This window comes from Pantoea alfalfae (assembly GCF_019880205.1).
Classification (GTDB): Bacteria; Pseudomonadota; Gammaproteobacteria; order Enterobacterales; family Enterobacteriaceae; genus Pantoea; species Pantoea alfalfae.
Window position 1 is genome coordinate 3,550,256 of sequence record NZ_CP082292.1, and the last position, 22,871, is coordinate 3,573,126.

A 22,871-nucleotide genomic window follows, 5' to 3' on the forward strand; every position below is an offset into this window, starting at 1 on the left:
GGTTATAGTTTGCGCCCAGTCGCCACAATGTACACTTCACGTGAACGTGAACGTGAAGCGTCCGGCTTACGAATTTTTACTTTCGTAAACAGGGAGCGAATTTCCCGCAGGTATTCATCGAAGCCATCTCCCTGAAACACTTTCACTACAAAACTGCCGCCAGGTGCCAGGATATCCCGACACATCTCCAGCGCCAGTTCTACTAAATACATCGACCGGGGAATATCTACGGCAGGTGTACCACTCATATTCGGCGCCATATCGGACATGACAACCTGGACTTTCTGATCGCCAACGCGCTCAAGCAGCGCATTGATCACTGATTCTTCACGAAAATCGCCCTGAAGGAAATCGACACCGACTATCGGATCCATTGGCAGGATATCACAGGCAATGATGCGCCCTTTATTCCCGATTTGCTGAACCACATATTGCGACCAGCCACCAGGTGCAGCACCCAGATCTACCACGGTCATGCCGGGTTTGAAAAGCTTGTCACCCTGTTGTATTTCATCAAGTTTAAACCAGGCGCGCGAACGCAACCCTTTTTTCTGCGCCTGAAGCACATATTTATCGCTAAAGTGTTCCTGAAGCCAGCGGCTGGAGCTGGCCGAACGCTTTTTACCCGTCATAATAATTCCAGTTAAATCGTCATCGTAGCGATAAACCTGCACGCAATGGGTTGCGTCGATTTGGTGATATACCCGAGATGGCGGTAGAATGAACCGTTTTCAATCCCTGAGTAAGTAAAAAACTACGATGAATCTAAGTACCAAACAAAAACAGCACCTCAAGGGCCTCGCCCATCCGCTCAAGCCAGTTGTTATGCTGGGTGGCAATGGCCTGACTGAAGGCGTGCTGGCCGAAATCGAGCAGGCTCTGTCGCATCACGAACTGATTAAGGTAAAAATCGCCTCTGAAGATCGTGAAACGAAACAGCTGATCGTCGAGGCTATCGTGCGTGAGACCGGTGCCAGCAACGTACAGGTGATCGGCAAAACGCTGGTGCTGTATCGCCCCTCTAAAGAGAGCAAAATTTCTCTGCCACGCTAAGTGGGCAAAGAAAGTGACATGCTCTTACCTCAGATAAAAGGCCGCAATGCGGCCTTTTTCCTTTCTTTACATTGTGCTTCAGCGCTTTTCAAAGCGTAGCAACATCTTAAAGGTATTCCACCTTCAGAATCTCATATTCAACGTCGCCGCCCGGGGTTTTTACGATAGCCACATCATCGGCCTCTTTACCCACCAGACCACGCGCCATTGGCGAATTGACTGAAATCAGATTTTGCTTAAAGTCTGCTTCGTCATCGCCCACGATGCGATACGTGGCTTCTTCGTCGGTCTCGACGTTCAGCACGGTCACCGTTGCGCCGAAGATCACGCGGCCGGTTTTGGGCATCTGCGTAACATCGATAACCTGCGCATTGGAGAGTTTGGCTTCAATCTCCTGAATACGGCCTTCACAAAAGCCCTGCTCTTCACGCGCAGCGTGATATTCCGCGTTCTCTTTTAAATCGCCATGCTCGCGTGCGTCAGCGATAGAGGCGATAATGCGCGGGCGCTTCACGGTTTTCAGCTCGTTCAGCTCTTCGCGCAATCTTTCAGCGCCTCTTAACGTCATCGGAATCTGATTCATTTAAGCTCCTCGCCCTCTTTCCTGTTTAACGATGTCATCCTGACCGGTGACCGCAGAAAAAAGCGCTCTGCGGCGCATTAGCCCGTTTTTGCAAATAAAAGAATCCTGACCCGGAGATGCTTCCAGGCCAGAAAAGAGTTTTGCAATTTGATACGTATTTTACCCCAGAGTTCCCTGCGGGTCATCGTTTACTTTGCACCGTCCAGCGACGTAGTATTGACGCCCTCACCTGCCAGTTACCGCGAGATTATGCGATTTTCACGACTTGTTACCGGATTAAGCTGCGCATTTATGCTGCAGGCACACGCAGCGCCAGTTGATGAATACATGCAGTACCTGCCAGATGGCGCCAATCTGGCGCTGATGGTTCAGAAAGTGGGTGCATCAACACCGATCATTGATTACCACGGCAAACAGATGGCCCTGCCCGCCAGTACCATGAAAGTGGTGACGGCGCTGGCGGCATTACTGGAACTGGGTGGCGACTTCCGTTTTCAGACCACGTTTGAGACCCGGGGTGCCATTATAGATGGCACCCTGAACGGCGACTTAGTCGCACGTTTCGGCGGTGATCCAACTTTAAGCCGTCAGGATCTGCGCAACATGGTCGCGGCAATAAAGAAGCAGGGCATTAACCATATCAAAGGCAACCTGGTTATCGACACCTCGGTTTTTGCCAGTCACGACATGGCACCGGGCTGGCCGTGGAACGATATGACCCAGTGCTTCAGCGCCCCGCCGGGTGCCGCGATTGTGGATAAAAACTGCTTCTCGGTGTCGCTCTACAGTGCCAATACGCCAGGTGAAAATGCGTTTGTGCGCATCGCCTCCTATTATCCGGCGCATATGTACAGCCAGGTCCGCACCATCGGCCGTAACAGCGGTGAAGGGCAATATTGCGAACTGGATGTGGTTCCAGGTGAGCTGAACCGTTACACCCTGACAGGCTGTATGCGCCAGCGTGCCGAACCGCTGCCGCTGGCCTTTGCGGTGCAGGATGGCGCGGCCTGGGCAGGTGAAATCCTTAAGGCAGAGCTGCGCTCGTCAGAGATTGACTACAGTGGCCATCTGGTGCGCCAGACGCAGGTCACGGAGCCAGGTACCGTACTGGCATCGACCCAGTCTGCGCCGCTGCACACGCTGCTGCACACCATGCTGAAGAAGTCAGACAACATGATAGCCGACACGGTCTTCCGCACCATTGGTCATCACTACTTCAACGTGCCCGGTACCTTCCGTGCCGGGCAGGATGCTGTCCGCCGTATCCTGAAAGCCAAAGCCAATGTCGATATGGGTAACAGCATTCAGGTTGATGGTTCCGGTCTGTCGCGCCACGATCTGATTTCGCCGCAAACCATGATGCAGGTGTTGCAGTTCATTGCGAAGAATGACAACACGCTGGATTATATTTCGATGTTGCCCCTGGCGGGTTACGACGGCACGCTACAGTATCGTGGCGGGCTGCATGAGGCGGGACTGGATGGCAAGGTCTCGGCGAAAACCGGTTCACTGCAGGGCGTCTATAATCTGGCGGGCTTTATTACCACTTCCAGCGGTGCAAGAGTGGCATTTGTTCAGTTCCTTTCCGGTTATGCAGTGCCGCCGGAAGATCAACGTACCCGCCGTATTCCACTGGTGCGTTTTGAAAGCCGACTCTACCGCGATATCAATCAGAACAACTGATTAAGCAGAAATAAAAACGCAGCAGGCGATCAACCTGCTGCGTTTTTTATGGCTGAACCGATCAGAAGCGGGTGTTCACGCTCATATAAAATGTGCGGCCCGATTCGTTAAAGGTATTGGCTCCTGCGCCGTAGAGGTAAGCGCCGGTGGTGGCATTGCCGGTAGTCTGCGCATTGCCCTGACGGAAATGACGCTTGTCGAAGAGGTTGTCGATACCCACGGTGACACTGGCATATTTATTAACGTCATAGGTGCCGCTCATGCCTACAACCGAATAGGGACTGACCTGATCGGTCGCGCTGCCGGTGACGGCGTTACCTTTATAGTCATACTTCTTCGGCACCTGTTTACCGTACCAGGTCAGGGTTGTCTGGAGAGAGAGATCCTGCATCGCCTGCCAGCTCAGCGTCGAATTGAGCGTATACGCCGGAATAATTGACAGGCGATCGCCGGTCTCTTTATTTTTGCTCTGCAGCATATACGTGAAGTTGTTGTTCCACGTCAGGCTGTCGGAGAACGGGACGTTAACCGTACCTTCGAGCCCCTCAACCACCGCTTTGGGCACATTTTCCCATTTGTAGATGTCGGTTTTGCCGTTAGACGCCGTGCCGGTGGGAGCCGTGCCTGCCTCAATCTTGTTCCGGTAGTCGTTGCGGAACCAGGTCAGACCCGCCTGATAGCCGTCGCGCTTCCATTCCAGTCCAATCTCTTTATTGATGCTGTTTTCCGCTTTCAGGTCATCATTACCCATCAGATAACAGGCACCGGCACTGGCCGCGCAGCCCTGGCCATTGCTGTAAAGCAGATAGTTCGGGTTAGTCTGGTAGAGGCTCGGCGCTTTATAAGCGCGCGCAATGCCCATTTTCAGCGTGAACTCATCGCCTAATCCCTGTGAGAGGTTGAGCGACGGGCTCCAGTTATCGCCGACAATCGAATGGTGATCGAAGCGCAGGCCGGGCGTCAGCATGGTGCTGTCAGTCAGCTCAATATTGTCTTCCGCAAACAGTGAGAAGATCTCCGCCTGCGAATAGGGAGAGCGTCCGGTGGTGGCGATACCCGGAATCGAACCGTAGCTGGCGGCCTGCGTCGTCGAGGAAGGATCCTTCATCCGCTGCTGATTCCATTCCGTGCCAAAAGTTGCAGTCTGATTCACCAGCCACTCAAAGGGCACGCTGATCTCGCTGTGCAGCAACACATCATCCAGCTGGATAGTGTTGAAATTGCTGTTGGAAAAGATCCCTTCAGTGCCGCCCGCCAGCCCTTCATTCAGACGCGAGTTGCGGGTGTTTTCATACTGCGCATAGGTGTTGGTGCTGATGCCATTATCCCAGGCGCCGGTCCACTTAACTGAAAAGTTCTGCCGATAGAGCCGGTTGGTTTCGTCACCATATTTGCTTTTCACAAGCGCGTTGGTATTGGTGTTCTGGGTGTCGCCAGCATAGAGGTTGCCCTGACGGCTGTAACCGGCCCCCACTTCCAGCGCCTGCATTGGTGCAAACGTCCAGCGCAGCAGGCCATGAATATCTTTATTGACTGAACCTTCGCGGCCCGCCGGGTAGGATCCCGCGTAACTGCCGGTGCGGTCTGCGGCGTGCCCTTCATTGATATCGTAAGCATCAGCCTGCGTTTTTGCCAGACCGCCATAGAGCCGGAAACTGACATCATCGCCCAGCGGTCCTTCAAGACTGAAGTTAGTACGCCGCGTCGCGCCCTCCTCCTTGTGTTGCGGCACGTTGTAATAGGCGTTCCACGAGCCGTGCCACTGATTATCCATCTCTTTCCTGGTGATGATATTAACCACACCACCCGCCGCACCATTGCCGTAGCGGGCCGCTGCCGGACCCCGGATGACGTCAATGCGGTCAATGATCTCTGGCGGTACCCAGTTCGTGTCGCCGCGTGTGTCGCGCTCGCCACGCCAGCCAAGCCGCACCGCATTGCGGCTGGTCACCGGCAGGCCATCGATCAGGATCAGGGTATTTTCCGGCCCCATACCACGGATATCGATCTGACGGTTATTACCGCGCTGGCCGCTGGTGGAGTTACCGGTCAGATTGACACCGGGCATGGTGCGGATGATTTCGGCGACGTCGCGCGCAGGCGGATGTTTTTTGATTTCGTCGGCGGTAATCGTTGACACGCCAGGGGCCTGCAGCGTCTGCTCAGCGGCGGTGACCGTCATGGTGTCGTCGTGGAGGGTATCGGAGGTGCTGCTGTCGATAGCGGGTTCGCGGGTGGCTTCAGCAGCCACGGCACCGGCAGAAATGAGAGAGGCCGTGAGACCCAGTTCAATCATAATGGCTAACGAAAGCCGGGATATCTTTTTCATTTTTCTGTTCCTGGAGTGCCAGCGAGCATGCCACTGCCGGCGTACCGGTAAAAAGGTCATAACCTTGCCTGCAACGCATTAACCTTCCCGTCACACAGGCTTCAGAACCGCGTTGCGTCCGTCTGAAATCCGATGCGGCAGAGAGAATGCGCGCGCTCCCTGTCGAGCGGAAACACCCTATTGCAAATGCAAATAATTATCAATACTATTATCTGTAACATGCATGACTCTAAGCAAGTGTGATTGAATCATGGCGCGAATAGCGTGGTTAAACGAAGAGACCGGCAGCGAACGCTGGTGGCAGCAGCTGCAGCAACAGGGCATTCCCCTGATTGAACCCGCTGAAAAGGGGACCTGTCAGGTCACTTTTTTCTGGCGTGATCCGCAGGGTGACCCGCTGCACTCTGATACCCGGCGCGTCTGGATCAACATTACCGGTGTGACCGATCATCATCACACAGCCTCACCTTCCTCCTTAACACCTGTTCCTGATACCGATGTCTGGTGGTGGCAAACCACCCTGCCCGCTGACTGGCGCGGCAGCTACTGCCTGATCCCTGACAACCAGACAGAGACGTTTGCCGGGCAGGCTGATATGCAGGCGCTGCGCCAGTGGTGGAGTCAGAAATTCCGGCAGGCACAAAGCGACCCGCTGAATCCTTTGCGTAGCTGGGCAGGTGGACGCGGAATGAGGGTCTCGCCGCTGCACCTGCCACGCGCGCCGGATCAACAGGTGTGGCGTGCGGTTGATGAGGGCCGTGCCGCCGATATTCCGCTGCAACACTATTTGTGGCGCAGCGAACGGCTGGGAAACCAGCGTCAGATCTGGATCGCTGTCACCGGAGACGCCAGTGCAGGCGATCGTCCGCTGGCACTGCTGCTGGATGGTCAGTTCTGGGCGCACAGCATGCCGGTTGCCGGTCCGCTTCAGCAACTCACTGAGGCAGGCGAGCTGCCTCCTGCGGTCTATGTCATGATCGACATCATCGACCGCGAACACCGCACGCGTGAACTGACCTGTAACCCTGACTTCTGGCTGGCGATTCAGCACGAGCTGTTACCACAAATTCAGCAGTGGGCACCGTTTCGGGCCGACAGCACGCTGGTGGCCGGACAGAGTTTTGGCGGCCTTTCTGCCGCTTACGCCACCCTGAACTGGCCGGAAACTTTTGCGGGTGCCGTCAGTCTTTCCGGTTCGTTCTGGTGGCCCGCGCGCGGTGACCCGAATGGCTGGCTGCCGCAGCAGTTACAGCAGGGTTTGCTGCAGGCGCCCTCCCGGCGCTTTTATCTGGAGGCGGGGCGGCGCGAACGCCTGATTCTGGCAGCAAACGAACAGTTTCAGCGCGATCTGACTGTGGCAGGACATCAGGTCAGCTATCACCCGATTGAAGGCGGTCACGATGCGCTGTGCTGGCGCGGCGGACTGCTGGCAGGCCTCAACGCTATGTGGCAATCGTCATAACCCGCTGATATCCCGCCGTCTGTGCGCCATTAAAAGAAAAAGGATACCCAGGAGATCGGCGTTTATACGCCCGACGACTTCGGACAGGAGACCAACATGCAACAACTCAATCCTTTCGACGATCCCCAGCAGGATTGTCAGGTACTGAAAAATGCTCAGCAGCAGTACAGCTTATGGCCCGCCTTTTGTGCGGTTCCGCCAGGATGGCAGCCTGTTTATGGGCCCGAACTACAGGCCCGTTGCCTGAGCTGGCTGAATGAAAACTGGCACGATATCCGTCCGGTTATGACGCAGGACAGTGGGAGCCGCAATGTCTGAGACCACTCTGAACCCGCTGACAGAGCAAAAAACGTTGCCGCTGGTGGCCGCTCAGCCCGGAATCTGGATCGCTGACCAGCTATCGCCCTATTCCAATGCTTACGCCGTGGCGCATTTTGTCGAACTGCACGGTGTGCTGAACAGCGCGCTGCTGTCACGGGCCATAATTGCTGGCATGCAGGAAGCGGACACACTGAATATGGCCTTTGGCGAGCTGGAGGGTGAACCGCTACAGTGGCCTGCCCCCCAGGATTTCCGCGAGCCTGAAATAATCGATCTGCGCGATGCCGCCGATCCTGCTGCATCAGCACGTGCGCTGATGCAGCAGGATATGTCCGGTGACCTGCGGATACTGAGCGGTGCGCCGCTCTATCATCACAGCCTGCTTCGGCTGGGCGAGGATCACTGGTACTGGTATCAGCGCTACCATCATCTGGTGGTCGATGGTTTTAGTTTCACCGCCCTGACCCGCCGCATCGCCCATCTCTACAGCGCCTGGCAGCACGGCGACACGCCGGAGCCGAGCCCCTTTGTCCCGTTCAGCGAGGTCGTCGACGAGTATCAGCGCTATCACAACTCTTTGGCCTGGCAGCGCGATCGCCAGTTCTGGCTGGAGAAAGGCGCGCAGTTACCTGCGCCCGCCTCGTTGTCCGCTCTGCCGCTGGCCGGTCAGAGCGCCAGTACCGACCTGCTACGCCATACGTTTGCCGTGGATCGCAACACTTTTCAGGCTTTGCTGACGCACACCGGGCAGCACAACCTCAGTGCTGCGGACACCGCCTTTGCGCTGGTGGCGTTATGGCTGGCGCGCCTCACCGGTCAGCATGCGTTCGCCGCCGGTTTCATCTTTATGCGCCGCATCGGCTCGGCCGCGCTCTGCGCCACCGGTCCGGTGATCAACGTTTTGCCTATGGCAATCCATTACGACCCGGCACAGCCGCTGACGGCACTGGCCGGGCGTCTGGCGGGCGAAGTCAGAAAAATGCGCCGTCATCAGCGTTACGACGCTGAGCAGGTGCAGCGCGATCTGGGCCGGTTTGGTGACAGTGCTCCGCTCTATGGGCCGGTGATTAACCTGAAGATGTTCGACTATCAGCTCGATTTCGCAGGCATTGAAGGCATCACTCATCAGCTGGCGTCAGGCCCGGTTCGCGATCTGGAGATTGCTATCTACCTCAGCGAACAGGGCGACCTGACGCTGGAACTACTGGCTAATGCAAAGCGCTATAGTGAAACCGCGCTGAAGCAACATGCCAGTCGCTTTGGTCTGCTGCTTGAGCAGCTTGCCGTCCGGCCAGCGTGCGCCTGTGGCGAGCTGGATATGCTGATGCCGGAAGAACATCAACAGCTGGCAGCGGTCAATCAGACGGCTGTGATGCTGCCTGCAGAGACGCTAAGCAGCCTGCTGCTGCTGCAGTCGCAGCGTACGCCGCACGCTATGGCGCTGGCGGATGAGGCGCATCAGCTTAATTACCAGCAGATGCAACAGCAGGTCGCCGCGCTGGGACAACAGCTGATTGCGCAGGGTGTGACGCGGGGTGACATCGTCGCCGTGGCGCTGCCGCGCTCGGTCTTTTTATCACTGGCGCTGCAGGCGATTGTCAGCACAGGCGCAACCTGGCTGCCGCTTGATACCGGCTACCCGGACGATCGGCTGAAGATGATGCTGGAAGATGCCGCGCCGAAGATGCTGATCACCTGCCGCGAACTGGCAGACAGGCTGGCGGCTCTCTCACCGGCCGCGCCGCTGTTTTACGACGTGCTGTTAACCCCGGTGGATAGCGTGCTGACACAGGCTCCGCGTCCGCATGATGGCGCTTACCTCATCTATACCTCTGGTTCGACCGGTCGGCCAAAAGGCGTGCTGGTCAGTCATGAGGCGATCGTCAACCGGCTGCTGTGGATGCAGGATCGTTATCCGCTCGGCGGTGATGATGTGGTGCTGCAGAAAACGCCGAGCAGCTTTGATGTCTCGGTGTGGGAGTTCTTCTGGCCATTGATCGCTGGCGCACAGCTGGTGATGGCACCGCCTGATGCCCACCGCGACCCGGACGTGCTGCAGCAGCTATTTGCCCGCTACCGCGTGACCACCACCCATTTTGTTCCGTCGATGCTGGCTGCTTTTGTCGCCTCGCTGGAGGAAGGTGACGCGATAGCGCGTTGCGCCACCCTGCGCCGGGTTTTCTGCAGCGGCGAAGCGCTGCCCGCTGAGCTGTCGCGCCAGTGGCAGACGCTGACCCGGGTGCCCTTGCATAATCTTTATGGCCCGACCGAAGCGGCAGTGGATGTCAGCTTCTACCCGGCTTTCGGACCGGCGCTGGCGGCCGTCGACGGTGCCAGCGTGCCGATTGGCTTCCCGGTCTGGAACACCGGCTTACGGATTCTGGATGCGCGTCTGCAGCCGGTGCCACCGGGCGTGGCTGGCGATCTCTGGCTGACCGGCGTGCAGCTGGCGCATGGCTATCTTGATCGTCCCGACCTCACTGCCAGCCGGTTTGTCGCCGATCCGTGGGGTCACGGCTCCCGGATGTACCGCACCGGTGATGTGGCGCGCTGGCTGCCGGATGGTGCGGTGGAGTATCTGGGTCGCAGCGACGATCAGCTTAAAATTCGCGGACAGCGTATCGAGCTGAACGAGATCGACCACGCCATGGCTGCGCTGCCTGGCATTGTGCAGGCCGTGACGCATGCAGTGGTACTGGGCAGCAGCAGCGACCAGCAGGGTGATGCCCGCCAACTGGTCGGCTATGTGGTGGCAGAGGGCTCAATTGATGCCGACGTCATGCGCCAGACTCTGGCGACACAGTTACCGGCGCATATGGTGCCGGTGGCGATTGTTCAGCTGGCGGCATTACCGCTCAGCAGCAACGGCAAGCTGGATCGTAAAGCGCTGCCGCTGCCACAGACCCGAACAGCGGCTGCCGGTCGTGCACCGTACCCGGGTCTGGAAACGACGCTGGCGCAGGCGTTCGCCACGCTGCTGGAACGTGAGTCCGTCAGCGCACAGGATGATTTTTTTGCGCTGGGTGGCCATTCGCTGCTGGCGATGCGGCTGGCGGCGCAGCTGCGGCGGACGCTGAATCAGCCGGTGTCAGTGGGCCAGATTATGGTGGCAGCTACGGTAGAAAAGCTGGCCGTCCTGCTTAGTAGTGAACCCGCGGAGACAGCCCGCGCCGGATTTGAGGCGGTCTTGCCGCTGCGGCGTACTACCGGCCCGACGCTGTTCTGCTTCCATCCCGCCTCAGGTTTTGCCTGGCAGTTCAGCGTGTTGCAGCGCTATCTGGATGCCCGCTGGTCGCTGCTCGGCATTCAGTCACCTGATATCACCAGCCCGCTGAATCAGGCGCAGCACCTTGACGCGGTGTGTGAGGCGCATCTGGCGACGGTGCGCCAGCAGCAGCCAGAGGGGCCCTACTATTTCCTGGGCTATTCGCTGGGCGGCACGCTGGCGCAGGGTATCGCCGCGCGGCTGGAGGCCGAAGGTGAAACCGTTGCTTTCCTCGGACTGCTGGATACCTGGCCGCCGGAGACGCAGAACTGGGATGAACGGCGCGGCGAAAACGTGCTGGATCCGGCGGTGCTGGAAGAGGTTAATCGTGAGCGCGAGCAGTTTATCGCAGCACAGCGCGAGCAGGCCGGTGAAGGAATGGAGGCACTGTTTACCACCATTGAAGCCAACTATGCCAGTTCGGTGCGCCTGCTGGCCACGGCGCGCAGTGCCCGCTTTAGTGGGCACGCCACGCTGTTCCTGGCGCAACAGACCCAGTTGCCCGGTCAGGATGCACGCCGCGCCTGGGCGCCCTGGGTTGGCGGACTGACTATCTGGCCGCTGGACTGTGCGCACGTCGAGATCATCTCACCGCGCATGTTCGAGCAGATCGGCCCACGACTGCAGCAGTGTCTGGCAACGCTGATTTCCTGAGTCATCCTGACCTGCGCTTATTCACCGGAGAAGGCGCGGGTCAGCCTCTGCCCAGCGGTACAATCATCGGCGTACCGGCCACCGGATCGCTGATGATAAGGCAGCGCAGGCCGTAGATCGCGTCTATCAGTTCCGGCGTTACAATCTCCGCCGGTTTCCCTTCGGCAACGATTTTCCCGTCGCGCATCGCTATCAGGTGGCTGGCGTAGCGGCACGCCTGATTAAGATCGTGCAGCACCACCACCAGCGTTCGGCCATGCTGCTGATTGAGATCCTGCATTAATTCCAGCAGTTCAATCTGATGGGCAATATCCAGCCAGGTGGTCGGTTCATCCAGCAGCAATAGCGGTGTCTGCTGAGCCAGCACCATCGCAATCCACACCCGCTGCCGCTGACCGCCAGAGAGCGTATCAACCTGCTGCTGCGCTAAATCGGCCACGCCGGTGGCCTGCATGGCCTGCTGCACCGCTGCCTCATCTTCCTGTCGCCAGCGCCCGAACAGCGACTGGTGCGGATAACGCCCGCGCGCCACCAGTTCGCTGACGCTGATACCCGCAGGCGCGTTCGAGCTTTGCGGCAGCAGCCCCAGCCGGCGTGCCACCTCTTTGGTGGCGTAGTGAGCAATGGTATTGCCATCCAGCAGCACCTCGCCCTGCAGCGGCGAGACCAGGCGGCTTAAGGTACGCAGCAGCGTCGATTTTCCGCAGGCGTTGGGACCGATGATCACGGTCAGCTCACCGTCAGGGATCGCCACAGAGAGATTCTCCGCCACGATTTTTTTGTCATAGCCCAGCGTCAGCGCGTCGCCCTGCAAACGTGTTGTCACTTTCATTGACGTCGTGCCTCCCGCACCAGTAGTGCAATCAGATAGAGTCCGCCCAGGCTGACCGTGATTACGCCAACCGGCAGCTGATAAGGCAGGAAAAAGTGCTGCGCGGCGTAATCTGCGGCGATTAACAGCAGCGCGCCACACAAGGCCGCCAGCGGCAGCGCGCCTTTAGTGCCACCGCTGAGCCTCCGCGCAATCTGCGGTGCCAGCAACGCAATAAAGGAGATCGGACCGGCCAGCGCCGTCGAGGCGGCGGTGAGGATAACACCCGTCAGCATCAGCATGAGGCGGCTGCGCTCAACCGGAACGCCCAGCGCACAGGCCGTGTCGTCACCCATCTCCAGTAGTCGCATGCGGCGGGCCAGCATGCCTGTTGCCAGCAGCGCCAGCAGCAGCACGATGATCACCGGCGTGGTTTTCGCCCAGGTAATGCCGTTAAGTGAACCGGCGCTCCAGAGCCCGGCGCTCAGTGCCGCCTCCAGTGAAGCACTGATAATCAGCCAGCTGTTCAGCGCCATCAGCAGTGCCCGCACGCTGATGCCGACAATAATCAGCCGGAAAGTCTCCACGCCGTTGCGCCAGCTGAACAGCCAGACCACACCTGCAGTGAGCAGCCCGCCTGCCAGCGCCGCCAGCGTCATCCCTTCCATGTTTTGCTGGAACAGCACCAGCGCCACCAGTACACCGCTGTAAGCGCCGGTGTTAAAACCCAGAATATCGGGACTGCCCAGCGGGTTGCGCAACAGCGACTGAAAAATCGCCCCGCTGACGCCCAGCGCCGCACCAATCAGCAGCGCCATCATGACGCGCGGCAGACGCCACTCCAGCACAATCAGCTGAACATTGCGCGCTGCCTCGCCGTTGAAAAGTGCCCATAACTGGCTGGCTGAGATCGGTAAGGTGCCGCGCGTGATGCCCAAAAAAGCCAGCACCCCGCAGGCCATCAACAGCAGTAACGCATTGATCATCATCCGTGTCATATCTGCCCTTTTCCCAGCTTACGGCGCACCAGCACAATCAGCATCGGCGCACCGAGAATGGCCGTGACAATTGACACGCGCAGTTCACCCGGTATCAGCAGCCGTCCAAGAATATCGGCGGCCAGCAGCAGACAGGGCGTGATCACAAGGGTTCCCGGCAGCATCCAGCGATGATCGTTGCCCAGCAGCCAGCGGGCCAGATGCGGTGTCATTAACCCGACAAAGGCGATGGGTCCGACTGCCGCCGTCGCCGCACCGCTCAGCAGTGCAATCGCCAGCAATCCCACCAGTTGAGTACGCATCACACGGGTGCCCAGCGCGGTTGCCATATCTCCGCCCATACTCAGGCTGTTGAGCGAACCTGCCAGCAGCAACGCCAGCAGGCTCCCGGCTACGACCGCCGGAAAGACAGTGCGCAGAATGGCAAAATTGCGGATATCCAGCGAGCCGCTGTGCCAGAAACGCAGATGATCGTAAATATCGGGATTAAGCAGCGACAGGCCAGATGTTAAGCCCTCCAGCACCGCACCCAGCGCCACGCCTGCCAGCGTCAGACGCAGCGGATTCACGCGGCCGCCGCCGATCGCACCCGTCATGGCCACCAGCAGCGACGCCAGCAGTGCACCCGTAAAAGCAAAACCCAGCCATTCCGCAGGAGAATCGGCGCCAGAGAGGGCGATGCCAAGCACCACCGCAAAACCCGCTCCGGCATTCACACCAAGAATGCCTGGGTCAGCCAGGGGATTGCGCGTCAGGCTCTGCATCAGTGCGCCCGCCAGACCTAAACTGATCCCGGCCAGCAGTCCTGCCAGGGTTCGCGGCAGCCGGGCATCGCGCACGATCACGCAATCGATGCGGCTGCAGTCGGAGAGTAAGGCATGTGTGACATCATGAAAGGGGACAGGTCTGGCACCCAGCATCAGGCTGAGCGCAATAAGCAACAATAGCAGCATCCCTGAACCGGCTATTGCACGGAGTTGACGCATAACGTTTAAACCTTCACGAATTCAACATGGCCCGCAATTACGAGTGTTTATGATAATGATACTTGTTATCGTTATTAACTGTTTTTTGTATGTTATCATGACTCTCAGATTCAATAATGAGGAAAATGGGTCAAAAAAAGCGACGCTATGAACAAACCCTCCCACTTTATCGATCTCACTCTGCTGAGAACCCATCCCGCCTTTCGCGCCCTGTTTATCGCCCGCTTTATCTCGATTGTCGCGCTCGGCATGCTGGCGGTGGCGGTCCCGGTTCAGATTCATCAGCTGACGCAATCACCATTGCTGGTAGGACTGGCGGTGACGCTGGCCGGAGCCGGTATGTTTATCGGCCTGCTGACCGGCGGCGTGCTGGCCGATCGCTATGAGCGTCGTCGCCTGATCCTGTTTGCCCGATCCACCTGTGGCCTGGGCTTTGCCGCGTTGTGCATAAATGCCCTGCTCCCTTCACCGTCGGTCATCGCCGTCTTCGTGCTGGGACTCTGGGATGGCTTTTTCGGCGCGATAGGCGTCACGGCGCTGCTGGCGGCCACGCCGGCGCTGGTCGGGCGTGAGAATCTGATGAAGGCGGGTGCCATTACTATGCTGACGGTGCGCTTTGGCGCGATTCTGTCACCCGCGATTGCGGGTATGGTGATTGCTCAGGGCGGTGTGGCGTGGAACTACGGGCTGGCCGCGTTCGGCACGCTGCTGACGGTGTTAACCCTGTTGCGATTGCCGCCGCTTGCGCCACCGCAGCAGCCGCGTGAACATCCCATAAAGGCACTAAGCAGCGGCGTCCGCTTCCTGTTCGATACGCCGATTGTAGGTATGGCGGCGCTGACTGGCGCGCTGGTGACGTTAGCCAGCGCGGTGCGCGTGCTCTATCCGGCGCTGGCCCCTCACTGGCAGGTCGGTCTGACGGAGCTGGGGCTGATGTACGCCGCCGTGCCGTTGGGTGCTGCGACAGGCGCGCTGACCAGCGGACGGCTGGCGCAGTCGCCACAGCCGGGCCGCCTGATTCTGGTCAGTGCCATCGCGGCATTCGTCGCACTGGCTCTGTTCAGCCTGATGCCGTGGTTCAGCCTGAGTCTGATCTGCCTCGTGGCCTTTGGTTATTTCAGTGCCATCAGCAGCCTGGTGCAGTACGCGATGATTCAGACGCTGACGCCCGATGCACTGCTTGGCAGGATCAACAGCCTCTGGACAGCGCAGAATGTCACCGGCGATGCGATAGGTGCAGCAATCATTGGCGCGATGGGTTCACTGCTGTTGCCGCAGCAGGCAGCCGCCCTCTCTGGCCTGGCAGCCACCGTGCTGGGTCTCATCATGTGGCTGCTGATGGGCCGCCTGCGACGCTATCAACGGCCTGCCCCCGACGAAGCCACATCATGATTTCACGAACAGCGCTTCCAGCCGCGTCAGTAAATGACTGGCGCTGTAGTAGTCGAGACGAAAGCTATCCAGCCCCAGCGCATAGACCGCTTTAGCGCGCACCGCTGGGGTCTGCGCCAGAAAAGCATTGCTCATTACCTGCGCAGCCGTGTTATCTTCGGCGGCAAACAGCAGATAAGTCTGGCCATTCAGGCCTGCCGCCAGATTTTCGCCTGACAGCTGAAGAATATCTTTACGCTGTCCCATGCTGTGAGCGGACTGAAGCGTCGCCGGTGGCGTTGCCAGCGTGAAGCCCAGCGCCTGCAGTAACTTCCCCTGTGCCGATGCCTCCGTCCAGAGATTCACAGCCCGGCCATCTCCGTTCCACACCATTGCAGAAACCGGCTGCGGAGGCAGGGTCAGCTTTGCCTTCAGCGCCTTTTCACGCGCGTCGAACTCGCTTATCCGGGCAGCGGCATCCGCCTCATGCCCGGTCGCCTCACCCAGCAGCGTCACCAGCTGCTGCCAGCTTTTATCGTCATAGTTAACGACCAGTACCGGTGCAATCGCCGAGAGCTGATCGGCCAGTTTGATCGCTGAATCATTACCGGTGGCGCTGACCACAATCAGGTCTGGCGCTTCCGCAGCGATCGCTTCCGCATTGGGTTCACCAATATAGAGCCGCTTTACGCCACGCTGTTTCGCCACACGCCCCCACTGCCGGAAGAATCCCTGCTCATCAGCCAGCCGGCTGCCGGGTGCGGTTGCGCCACTGGCAACTACCGGCGCATCAATCGCCAGCAGCGATCCGGTCAGGGTGACACTGGTCGAGACAATGCGAGTCGGTGCCTGAGCCAGGGTGACCTGACCTTTTGCCCCCGCGAAGGTGCGCGGCCAGCCGGTCTGTGCAACAGCGGTCACGCTGAACAGAGTGATACTCAGCAAAAACAGCGCTAATGCCGACGTTACTCCCTGTTTAGTCATTTGTTTTCATCCTATTTCTCTCCGGTAATCCGGGCGACAACTTGTGCTGATTTAACCAACAAAACCAGCTGAATCACCGCGTATTTATTGACACCTTCGGCTATTCGACGTAGGTTACTGCAACATAATACAAATGATAATCATTATTAGTTATCTTATCATTTATAGGTGAAATTATGGTGGAATCGCTGGCATTTGAACATCCCCTGCTGCAGGATTTTCCGGCACTCTGCCGTGGCTTCCTGTTTACTTCTCCCTGGCGAAGCCTGACAACTCAGGGCTGTTTTACGACACTCACTGCCCCGGTAAACCAGGGTGAGCAGCTGACCGGAGAGTTTCAGCAACAACTGCAGCATCATTTTGCCTCGGCCAGAAAACAGGGCATAGCCCATCCCATTCTGGTGGGTGCGATCCCGTTCGATGTGGATCAGCCCGCAGCGCTGTTTATCCCTGAGTCATATCAGACCTTTCAACGTGACGATCTGAAAGCCCGTGCCTCATCGGCTGAAAGCGAGCTGCCAGAAGTTCGTCGCCGTACCGCGCTGCCGGATCACGACACCTTCACTGACATGGTTGCGCAGGCCGTGGCAGCCACGCGGCGCGGCGATCCGGATAAAGTGGTGCTGTCGCGGCTGATGGAAATCGTGGCGGAACAACCGGTCGATACGGCCGCCCTGATGCAGCGCATCGTGGCGCAGAACCCTGACAGCTATCACTTTCATCTGCCGCTGCCCGATGGCGGCGCGCTGGTGGGGGCCAGCCCGGAACTGATGATTCGTAAGCAGGGCCGACAGTTCAGCTCCTGTCCGCTGGCCGGTTCAGCGCCGCGCAACAACGATCCACAGCGTGACCAGGCCTCAGGTGACAGCCTGATGCAGTCAGCCAAAGACCGGCATGAACATAAACTGGTGACGGATGCGATGCGCATGACGCTGCAGCCTCGCAGTCGCCTGCTGTCGGTCCCGGAAACCCCTTCCCTGCTGACCACCGCAACGCTGTGGCACCTCGCTACGCAGATTCGGGGCGAAGTACTGGACGACCGCGAAAATGCACTGTCACTGGCCTGCCTGCTGCATCCGACACCAGCGCTCAGCGGATTTCCGCATCAGCGTGCTCAGGCGCTGATTCAGCAACTTGAACCGTTTGAGCGTCAGCTGTTTGGCGGCATCGTCGGCTGGTGTGACGATCAGGGCAACGGCGAATGGGTCGTCACCATTCGCTGCGGCACGGTGAATGGTCCGCGGGTCCGGCTGTTTGCTGGCGCGGGGATCGTGGCGGACTCACAACCTGAATCCGAGTGGCGCGAGACCGGCGTCAAACTCGACACCATGCTTCGCGCTTTTGGATTGCACTAAAGGAACCTGTATGACGATTTCTTACAGCCGCTGGCCGGACGATCTGGCTGCTCGTTACCGTGAAAAAGGGTACTGGCTGGATCTGCCGATGACCGACATCCTGGAGCGTCACCGCGACAGCGAATGCGTGGCGGTGATTGATGGCGACCGGCAATTTACCTATCGACAGCTGGCCTCACTGAGTGACAATCTGGCAGCGGCCCTGCAGCGTCGTGGCCTGAAACCCGGTGATACGGCGCTGGTGCAGCTTGGCAACGTGGCGGAATTTTACCTGACGCTGTTTGCGCTGTTCAAAATCGGCGTTGCCCCGGTTAACGCCCTGTTCAGCCATCAGCGTACCGAACTGGCCGCCTATGCCAGTCAGATCGCGCCGCGCCTGTTGATTGCCGATCGCAGCCATCCCCTGTTCGCCGATGATGCCTTTATCACGCAGCTTCGCCGTGAGCAGCCTTCACTGCAGCAGGTGATCCTGCGTAATGATGCTCATGCGGAAAACCGTCTCGACGCCCTGCTGGCAGAACCCGCAGGTGACTTCAGGGCAACCCCGACCGCAGGCGATGACGTCGCTTTTTTCCAGCTGTCGGGCGGCAGTACCGGCACTCCGAAGCTGATCCCGCGTACCCACAATGATTACTACTACAGCATCCGGGAAAGTGACGTGATCTGCGGGGTCAACGCAGATACCCGTTACCTGATTGCTCTGCCCGCTGCACATAATTTCCCGATGAGTTCTCCGGGCGCGCTGGGCGTCTTTTACGCGGGCGGCCAGGTGATCTTAGCGGCCGATCCCAGCGCGACCCTCTGTTTCCCGCTGATTGAAAAACATCAGGTAACTGATACCGGCCTGGTTCCACCCGCGGCCAGTCTCTGGCTGCAGGCGATTCAGGAATGGGGCAGCAATGCCGCGCTGGCCTCACTGCAACGTATTCAGGTCGGTGGCGCAAAGCTGGGCGAAGCGCTGGCCGCGCGCATCCAGAACGAGATTGGCTGTACCCTTCAGCAGGTGTTTGGTATGGCGGAAGGTCTGGTGAATTACACCCGGCTGGATGACGATGAACAGACCATTCTCACTACGCAGGGACGCCCTGTTTCTCCGGATGACGAGGTATGGGTTGCAGACGAACAGGGACATCCGCTACCGGTGGGTGCCATTGGTCGCCTGATGACGCGCGGTCCTTATACGTTCCGTGGCTACTACAACAGCCCGGAACATAACGCCGCCAGCTTTGATGACCAGGGCTTCTACTGCTCTGGCGATCTGGTTGAGATCACCCCCGCTGGCAACATCATTGTGCAGGGTCGGGAGAAAGATCAGATCAACCGGGGCGGCGAAAAGATCGCAGCTGAAGAGATTGAAAACCTGCTGCAGCGCCATGCGGATGTGATCCACGCAGCGCTGGTCTCTATGAGCGACGAACTGATGGGTGAAAAGAGCTGTGCTTTTATTGTCACCCGTCAGCCGGTGAAACCGGTGGCGCTGCGTCGTCACCTGCGTGAACTGGGCGTCGCAGAATTTAAGCTGCCCGACCGTATTACCTGCGTAGATGCTCTGCCGCTGACCGCGGTCGGCAAGGTGGACAAGAAACGTCTGCGCCAACAACTTGCCGATCAACAAGCGCAAGCCTGATCTGTCCGGAGATTTTCAATGGCTATTCCACAACTGACCTCTTATCCGCTGCCAGCCGCCACCGAGTTGCCCAACAACAAAGTGAAATGGATGCTGGAGCCGGGACGTGCCGCCCTGCTGATCCACGATATGCAGCGCTATTTTCTCAACTTCTGGGGCGAAAATAGCCCGCTGGTTGAGCAGGTCGTTGACAATATTGTCCGCCTGCGACGCTACTGCAAAGCGCAGGGTATTCCGGTGTTTTACACCGCTCAGCCAAACGCGCAGAGCGATAAAGATCGTGCGCTGCTTAACGATATGTGGGGACCCGGACTGAATAAGCATCCCGATCAGCAGAAGATCGTGGAGGCGCTGGCACCGGATGAGGACGATCATGTCCTGACCAAATGGCGCTACAGTGCATTTCACCGCTCGCCGCTGGAGGCGATCCTGCAGGAGATGGGGCGCGATCAGCTGATTATCACCGGCGTCTATGCCCATATTGGCTGCCTGACCACCGCCACCGATGCGTTTATGCGCAATATTCAGCCGTTTATGGTGGCCGATGCGCTGGCTGACTTCAGCCGTGAGGAACATATGATGGCGCTGACCTACACCGCGGGCCGTAGCGGAAAAGTGGTGATGACCGCCGATCTGATGCCTGTGCCACTCAGCAAAGATGATTTGCGCGCGTTGATCCTGCCGCTGCTGGAAGATGATGAGGTGCCGGACGATGGTGAAAACCTGATCGACTACGGGCTGGATTCGGTACGCGTGATGGCGCTGGCGGCACGCTGGCGTCAGGTACATCGTGACATTGATTTTGTCAGCCTGGCCAAAAACCCGAGCATTGATGGCTGGTGGGCGCTGCTGTCGCGGGAGCCGGCGAAATGAGCCACACATTCGACTTCAGCGGTAAAATCGTCTGGGTAACCGGTGCCGGCCAGGGCATCGGCTATCATACTGCGTTAGCCTTTCATCAGGCGGGCGCGCAGGTAGAGGCGTTTGATCTGCGGTTCCAGAGTGATGATTATCCGTTTCCCTGCCACACGATGGATGTGGCCGATCCGGCTCAGGTCAAAACGATCTGCCAGCGCGTATTAGCCGCCCAGCCGCGCATTGATGTGCTGGTCAACGCAGCCGGTATTCTGCGTACTGGTGCCACCGATGAGCTCTCGTTTGCCGACTGGCAGGCCTGTCTTAACGTCAATGCGGGCGGTGCATTTAATCTGTTCCAGCAGACGCTGCCACGCTTTCGTGAACAGCGCACCGGTGCCATCGTTACTGTCGCATCGAATTCAGCGCATGCCCCACGTATCGGCATGTCCGCTTATGGTGCGTCAAAAGCCGCGCTGCGCAGCCTCTGTCTGACCGTGGGTCTGGAGATGGCGCCTTACGGCGTGCGCTGTAATATCGTTTCGCCTGGCTCCACCGACACCGATATGCAGCGCAGTCTGTGGCACACACCGACCGGTGAGCAGGAGATGATTGCGGGCTTCCCGGATCAGTTCAAGCTGGGTATTCCGCTGGGCAAGATTGCGCAGCCGCAGGAGATTGCGGCCACCGTTCTGTTTCTCGCGTCGGATCTTGCCAGCCATGTGACGCTGCAGGATATTGTGGTCGATGGCGGCGCAACCCTGGGAGCATGATGATGACAGCGATCTGGAAACGATCCATTGATCTTCCTGCGCTGAACGCGCTGGGTGAGAACTCTCTGGTGGCCCATCTGGGTATCGTTTTTACCGCAATAGGTGACGATTATCTGGAAGCGACGATGCCGGTCGATGCCCGGACGCAACAGCCGTTCGGGCTGCTGCATGGCGGTGCCTCTGTGGTGCTGGCGGAGTCGATGGGTTCAATTGCCGGGTATATGGCGGTAGAGGAAGGCAGCAGCGTGGTTGGCGTAGAAGTGAATGCCAGCCATCATCGTGCGGTTTCTGCGGGTCTGGTGCGCGGAATTTGCCGTCCACTGCATCTGGGTAAACGCAGTCAGAGCTGGCAGATTGAGATTCGGAACGGTCGGGATCAGCTGTGCTGCAGTGCGCGACTGAGCGTAGCGGTCATGAACTAGCGGCAGAAAGAACGATGCCCCCCTTTCAGCACTGAAAGGGGGGCATCGCATATCACGCAGTAGCAGGCGATCGGTTAACGCTGATAGATAATTTCAACGCCTTCGTCGTCTTCATCATCCCAGTCGTCATCCCACTCTTCATCTTCCACTTCGACCGTGTTTTCAATGGTTTCTTTGTGGTAATCATCCCACATGAATTCCACTTTCTCCGGCTGCTTCTCTTCAAGCTCCGCTTCTTTCGGGTTAGCGTTGATGAAGCTCATCACGTCCCAGCAGAGTTCTTTGACGCCGGTCTGGCTTGCGGCAGAGATCAGGTAATACTTATCTTCCCAGCCCAGCGCTTCAGCAACCGCTTTAGCCCGTGACTGCGCTTCTTCTTCACTGATTAGATCAATTTTGTTGAAGACCAGCCAGCGTGGTTTGTTGAACAGCTTCTCGCTATATTTTTCCAGCTCGCCGAGGATGATACGGGCATTTTCAACCGGATCGCTTTCATCAATAGGGTCGATGTCGATCAGGTGAAGCAACACGCGGCAGCGTTCAAGGTGCTTCAGGAAGCGAATGCCGAGGCCTGCGCCCTCTGCTGCACCTTCAATCAGACCCGGAATATCGGCCACGACGAAGCTCTGCTCGCTGTCCATACGCACTACGCCCAGGCTTGGCACCAGGGTGGTAAACGGATAGTCCGCTACTTTAGGTTTGGCTGCCGAGACGGCACGAATAAAGGTCGATTTACCGGCATTCGGTAAGCCCAGCATCCCGACGTCCGCCAGCAGCATCAGCTCCAGCTGCAGATCACGCTTTTCACCTGGGGTACCCATGGTTTTCTGGCGCGGACTGCGGTTCACTGACGATTTGAAACGGGTGTTGCCCAGGCCATGCCAGCCGCCTTTACCGACCATCAGTTTCTGGCCGTGGCGCGTCATGTCGCCGAGTGTCTCACCGGTACCCTGGTCGATAACCCGGGTGCCGACCGGCACTTTAACTTCGATATCTTTACCACGTTTACCGGTACAGTCGCGGCTCTGGCCGTTTTGCCCACGCTCGGCGCGGAAAGATTTTTCGAAACGATAATCGATAAGGGTATTGAGGTTTTCATCAGCGATCAGATAAACGTCACCGCCGTCACCACCATCACCCCCGTCAGGGCCGCCTCTCGGGATATATTTTTCGCGGCGGAAGCTTACGCAACCATTACCGCCATCACCGGCGACGACCAGAATTGTCGCTTCATCAACAAACTTCATTTTTTAAATCTCCGTCACACAATCGTCTGCAGCACTCTGCAGACGGGTCCGCCAGGGTCTTCTGCGCTGACCAGCGGCGGATAAATCAGGAT

General features: G+C 58.3%; 19 protein-coding genes. 11 read left to right on the forward strand and 8 right to left on the reverse strand.

The features are described 5' to 3' along the window. Nucleotides 1-2: 2 nt before the first annotated feature. Entirely contained in the window at nucleotides 3-632 is a 630-nt protein-coding gene (gene rlmE, locus K6R05_RS16600) for a 23S rRNA (uridine(2552)-2'-O)-methyltransferase RlmE (protein ID WP_013359905.1), read from the reverse strand. A gap of 127 nt (nucleotides 633-759) precedes the next feature. Here rlmE and yhbY point away from each other — a divergent pair, with 127 nt between their 5' ends. Next, on the forward strand, nucleotides 760-1,053 hold the full coding sequence (yhbY, locus tag K6R05_RS16605; RefSeq protein WP_010251809.1) for a ribosome assembly RNA-binding protein YhbY: 294 nt from the start codon (nucleotides 760-762) through the stop codon (nucleotides 1,051-1,053). Nucleotides 1,054-1,159: 106 nt separating this feature from the next. On the opposite strand, the gene greA is transcribed toward yhbY, so the two are convergent. Further along, nucleotides 1,160-1,636 (reverse strand): transcription elongation factor GreA, encoded by a 477-nt coding sequence (gene greA / locus K6R05_RS16610; protein ID WP_010251811.1) that lies wholly within the window; start codon nucleotides 1,634-1,636, stop codon nucleotides 1,160-1,162. A 249-nt stretch (nucleotides 1,637-1,885) separates the two neighbouring features. Between greA and dacB the strand changes: the two genes are divergently transcribed. Then, a complete protein-coding gene (gene dacB / locus K6R05_RS16615) occupies nucleotides 1,886-3,319 on the forward strand; it encodes a serine-type D-Ala-D-Ala carboxypeptidase (RefSeq protein WP_010251813.1) in 1,434 nt (477 codons plus the stop codon). A gap of 61 nt (nucleotides 3,320-3,380) precedes the next feature. Here the strand turns inward: dacB and K6R05_RS16620 are convergent, their stop codons facing one another. Then, nucleotides 3,381-5,648, reverse strand: a complete 2,268-nt coding sequence (locus K6R05_RS16620) for a TonB-dependent siderophore receptor (RefSeq protein ID WP_222924683.1) — start codon at nucleotides 5,646-5,648, stop codon at nucleotides 3,381-3,383. Nucleotides 5,649-5,898: 250 nt separating this feature from the next. Between K6R05_RS16620 and fes the strand changes: the two genes are divergently transcribed. From fes to K6R05_RS16635, 3 genes are all read left to right on the forward strand, one after another. Continuing rightward, nucleotides 5,899-7,110 carry an enterochelin esterase gene (gene fes, locus K6R05_RS16625; RefSeq protein WP_161731832.1) on the forward strand — a complete coding sequence of 404 codons (1,212 nt, stop codon included), beginning with the start codon at nucleotides 5,899-5,901 and terminating at the stop codon, nucleotides 7,108-7,110. Nucleotides 7,111-7,206: 96 nt separating this feature from the next. Further along, the gene (locus K6R05_RS16630) at nucleotides 7,207-7,428 is read left to right on the forward strand and encodes an MbtH family protein (protein ID WP_222924684.1); all 222 of its coding nucleotides are present in this window, start codon (nucleotides 7,207-7,209) and stop codon (nucleotides 7,426-7,428) included. Beyond that, entirely contained in the window at nucleotides 7,421-11,350 is a 3,930-nt protein-coding gene (locus K6R05_RS16635; protein WP_222924685.1) for an enterobactin synthase subunit F, read from the forward strand. Before K6R05_RS16630 ends, K6R05_RS16635 begins: the two co-directional genes overlap by 8 nt. Before the next feature lie 40 nt (nucleotides 11,351-11,390). On the opposite strand, the gene K6R05_RS16640 is transcribed toward K6R05_RS16635, so the two are convergent. From K6R05_RS16640 to fepD, 3 genes are read right to left on the reverse strand one after another with little or no spacing between them, the layout of a single operon-like run. Then, the gene (locus K6R05_RS16640; RefSeq protein WP_161731825.1) at nucleotides 11,391-12,182 is read right to left on the reverse strand and encodes an ATP-binding cassette domain-containing protein; all 792 of its coding nucleotides are present in this window, start codon (nucleotides 12,180-12,182) and stop codon (nucleotides 11,391-11,393) included. Further along, nucleotides 12,179-13,159, reverse strand: a complete 981-nt coding sequence (gene fepG / locus K6R05_RS16645) for an iron-enterobactin ABC transporter permease (RefSeq protein ID WP_222924686.1) — start codon at nucleotides 13,157-13,159, stop codon at nucleotides 12,179-12,181. Before fepG ends, K6R05_RS16640 begins: the two co-directional genes overlap by 4 nt. Continuing rightward, nucleotides 13,156-14,145, reverse strand: coding sequence for a Fe(3+)-siderophore ABC transporter permease (gene fepD / locus K6R05_RS16650; protein WP_222924687.1), 990 nt, complete (start codon nucleotides 14,143-14,145; stop codon nucleotides 13,156-13,158). Before fepD ends, fepG begins: the two co-directional genes overlap by 4 nt. A 147-nt stretch (nucleotides 14,146-14,292) precedes the next feature. Here fepD and entS point away from each other — a divergent pair, with 147 nt between their 5' ends. After that, complete coding sequence (entS, locus tag K6R05_RS16655) at nucleotides 14,293-15,537, forward strand: enterobactin transporter EntS (protein WP_222924688.1); 1,245 nt, start codon at nucleotides 14,293-14,295, stop codon at nucleotides 15,535-15,537. Here entS and fepB read toward each other — a convergent pair. Further along, the gene (gene fepB, locus K6R05_RS16660; protein ID WP_222924689.1) at nucleotides 15,532-16,500 is read right to left on the reverse strand and encodes a Fe2+-enterobactin ABC transporter substrate-binding protein; all 969 of its coding nucleotides are present in this window, start codon (nucleotides 16,498-16,500) and stop codon (nucleotides 15,532-15,534) included. The two genes, entS and fepB, sit on opposite strands and share 6 nt — an antisense overlap. Before the next feature lie 176 nt (nucleotides 16,501-16,676). Between fepB and K6R05_RS16665 the strand changes: the two genes are divergently transcribed. Genes K6R05_RS16665 through K6R05_RS16685 form a run of 5 tightly spaced genes read left to right on the forward strand, consistent with a single transcriptional unit; the run spans nucleotide 16,677 to nucleotide 21,532 of the window. After that, the gene (locus tag K6R05_RS16665; RefSeq protein ID WP_161731816.1) at nucleotides 16,677-17,855 is read left to right on the forward strand and encodes an isochorismate synthase; all 1,179 of its coding nucleotides are present in this window, start codon (nucleotides 16,677-16,679) and stop codon (nucleotides 17,853-17,855) included. A 10-nt stretch (nucleotides 17,856-17,865) separates the two neighbouring features. Then, nucleotides 17,866-19,482 carry a (2,3-dihydroxybenzoyl)adenylate synthase gene (locus tag K6R05_RS16670; RefSeq protein WP_222924690.1) on the forward strand — a complete coding sequence of 539 codons (1,617 nt, stop codon included), beginning with the start codon at nucleotides 17,866-17,868 and terminating at the stop codon, nucleotides 19,480-19,482. Nucleotides 19,483-19,500: 18 nt separating this feature from the next. Beyond that, nucleotides 19,501-20,355: an isochorismatase gene (locus tag K6R05_RS16675; RefSeq protein ID WP_222924691.1), complete on the forward strand. Its 855-nt coding sequence runs from the start codon at nucleotides 19,501-19,503 to the stop codon at nucleotides 20,353-20,355. Beyond that, the gene (gene dhbA / locus K6R05_RS16680; protein WP_222924692.1) at nucleotides 20,352-21,110 is read left to right on the forward strand and encodes a 2,3-dihydro-2,3-dihydroxybenzoate dehydrogenase; all 759 of its coding nucleotides are present in this window, start codon (nucleotides 20,352-20,354) and stop codon (nucleotides 21,108-21,110) included. Before K6R05_RS16675 ends, dhbA begins: the two co-directional genes overlap by 4 nt. A 2-nt stretch (nucleotides 21,111-21,112) precedes the next feature. Further along, the gene (locus K6R05_RS16685; RefSeq protein WP_202604844.1) at nucleotides 21,113-21,532 is read left to right on the forward strand and encodes a hotdog fold thioesterase; all 420 of its coding nucleotides are present in this window, start codon (nucleotides 21,113-21,115) and stop codon (nucleotides 21,530-21,532) included. A 74-nt stretch (nucleotides 21,533-21,606) separates the two neighbouring features. On the opposite strand, the gene cgtA is transcribed toward K6R05_RS16685, so the two are convergent. After that, nucleotides 21,607-22,779 carry an Obg family GTPase CgtA gene (gene cgtA, locus K6R05_RS16690; protein WP_013359890.1) on the reverse strand — a complete coding sequence of 391 codons (1,173 nt, stop codon included), beginning with the start codon at nucleotides 22,777-22,779 and terminating at the stop codon, nucleotides 21,607-21,609. Nucleotides 22,780-22,871 lie beyond the last annotated feature (92 nt).

Bases quoted from the DNA above. Each gene is read 5' to 3' on its own strand.
- rlmE (WP_013359905.1), bottom strand. From the start codon at position 632: ATGACGGGTAAAAAGCGTTCGGCCAGCTCCAGCCGCTGGCTTCAGGAA.
- yhbY (WP_010251809.1), top strand. From the start codon at position 760: ATGAATCTAAGTACCAAACAAAAACAGCACCTCAAGGGCCTCGCCCAT.
- greA (WP_010251811.1), bottom strand. From the start codon at position 1,636: ATGAATCAGATTCCGATGACGTTAAGAGGCGCTGAAAGATTGCGCGAA.
- dacB (WP_010251813.1), top strand. From the start codon at position 1,886: ATGCGATTTTCACGACTTGTTACCGGATTAAGCTGCGCATTTATGCTG.
- K6R05_RS16620 (WP_222924683.1), bottom strand. From the start codon at position 5,648: ATGAAAAAGATATCCCGGCTTTCGTTAGCCATTATGATTGAACTGGGT.
- fes (WP_161731832.1), top strand. From the start codon at position 5,899: ATGGCGCGAATAGCGTGGTTAAACGAAGAGACCGGCAGCGAACGCTGG.
- K6R05_RS16630 (WP_222924684.1), top strand. From the start codon at position 7,207: ATGCAACAACTCAATCCTTTCGACGATCCCCAGCAGGATTGTCAGGTA.
- K6R05_RS16635 (WP_222924685.1), top strand. From the start codon at position 7,421: ATGTCTGAGACCACTCTGAACCCGCTGACAGAGCAAAAAACGTTGCCG.
- K6R05_RS16640 (WP_161731825.1), bottom strand. From the start codon at position 12,182: ATGAAAGTGACAACACGTTTGCAGGGCGACGCGCTGACGCTGGGCTAT.
- fepG (WP_222924686.1), bottom strand. From the start codon at position 13,159: ATGACACGGATGATGATCAATGCGTTACTGCTGTTGATGGCCTGCGGG.
- fepD (WP_222924687.1), bottom strand. From the start codon at position 14,145: ATGCGTCAACTCCGTGCAATAGCCGGTTCAGGGATGCTGCTATTGTTG.
- entS (WP_222924688.1), top strand. From the start codon at position 14,293: ATGAACAAACCCTCCCACTTTATCGATCTCACTCTGCTGAGAACCCAT.
- fepB (WP_222924689.1), bottom strand. From the start codon at position 16,500: ATGACTAAACAGGGAGTAACGTCGGCATTAGCGCTGTTTTTGCTGAGT.
- K6R05_RS16665 (WP_161731816.1), top strand. From the start codon at position 16,677: ATGGTGGAATCGCTGGCATTTGAACATCCCCTGCTGCAGGATTTTCCG.
- K6R05_RS16670 (WP_222924690.1), top strand. From the start codon at position 17,866: ATGACGATTTCTTACAGCCGCTGGCCGGACGATCTGGCTGCTCGTTAC.
- K6R05_RS16675 (WP_222924691.1), top strand. From the start codon at position 19,501: ATGGCTATTCCACAACTGACCTCTTATCCGCTGCCAGCCGCCACCGAG.
- dhbA (WP_222924692.1), top strand. From the start codon at position 20,352: ATGAGCCACACATTCGACTTCAGCGGTAAAATCGTCTGGGTAACCGGT.
- K6R05_RS16685 (WP_202604844.1), top strand. From the start codon at position 21,113: ATGACAGCGATCTGGAAACGATCCATTGATCTTCCTGCGCTGAACGCG.
- cgtA (WP_013359890.1), bottom strand. From the start codon at position 22,779: ATGAAGTTTGTTGATGAAGCGACAATTCTGGTCGTCGCCGGTGATGGC.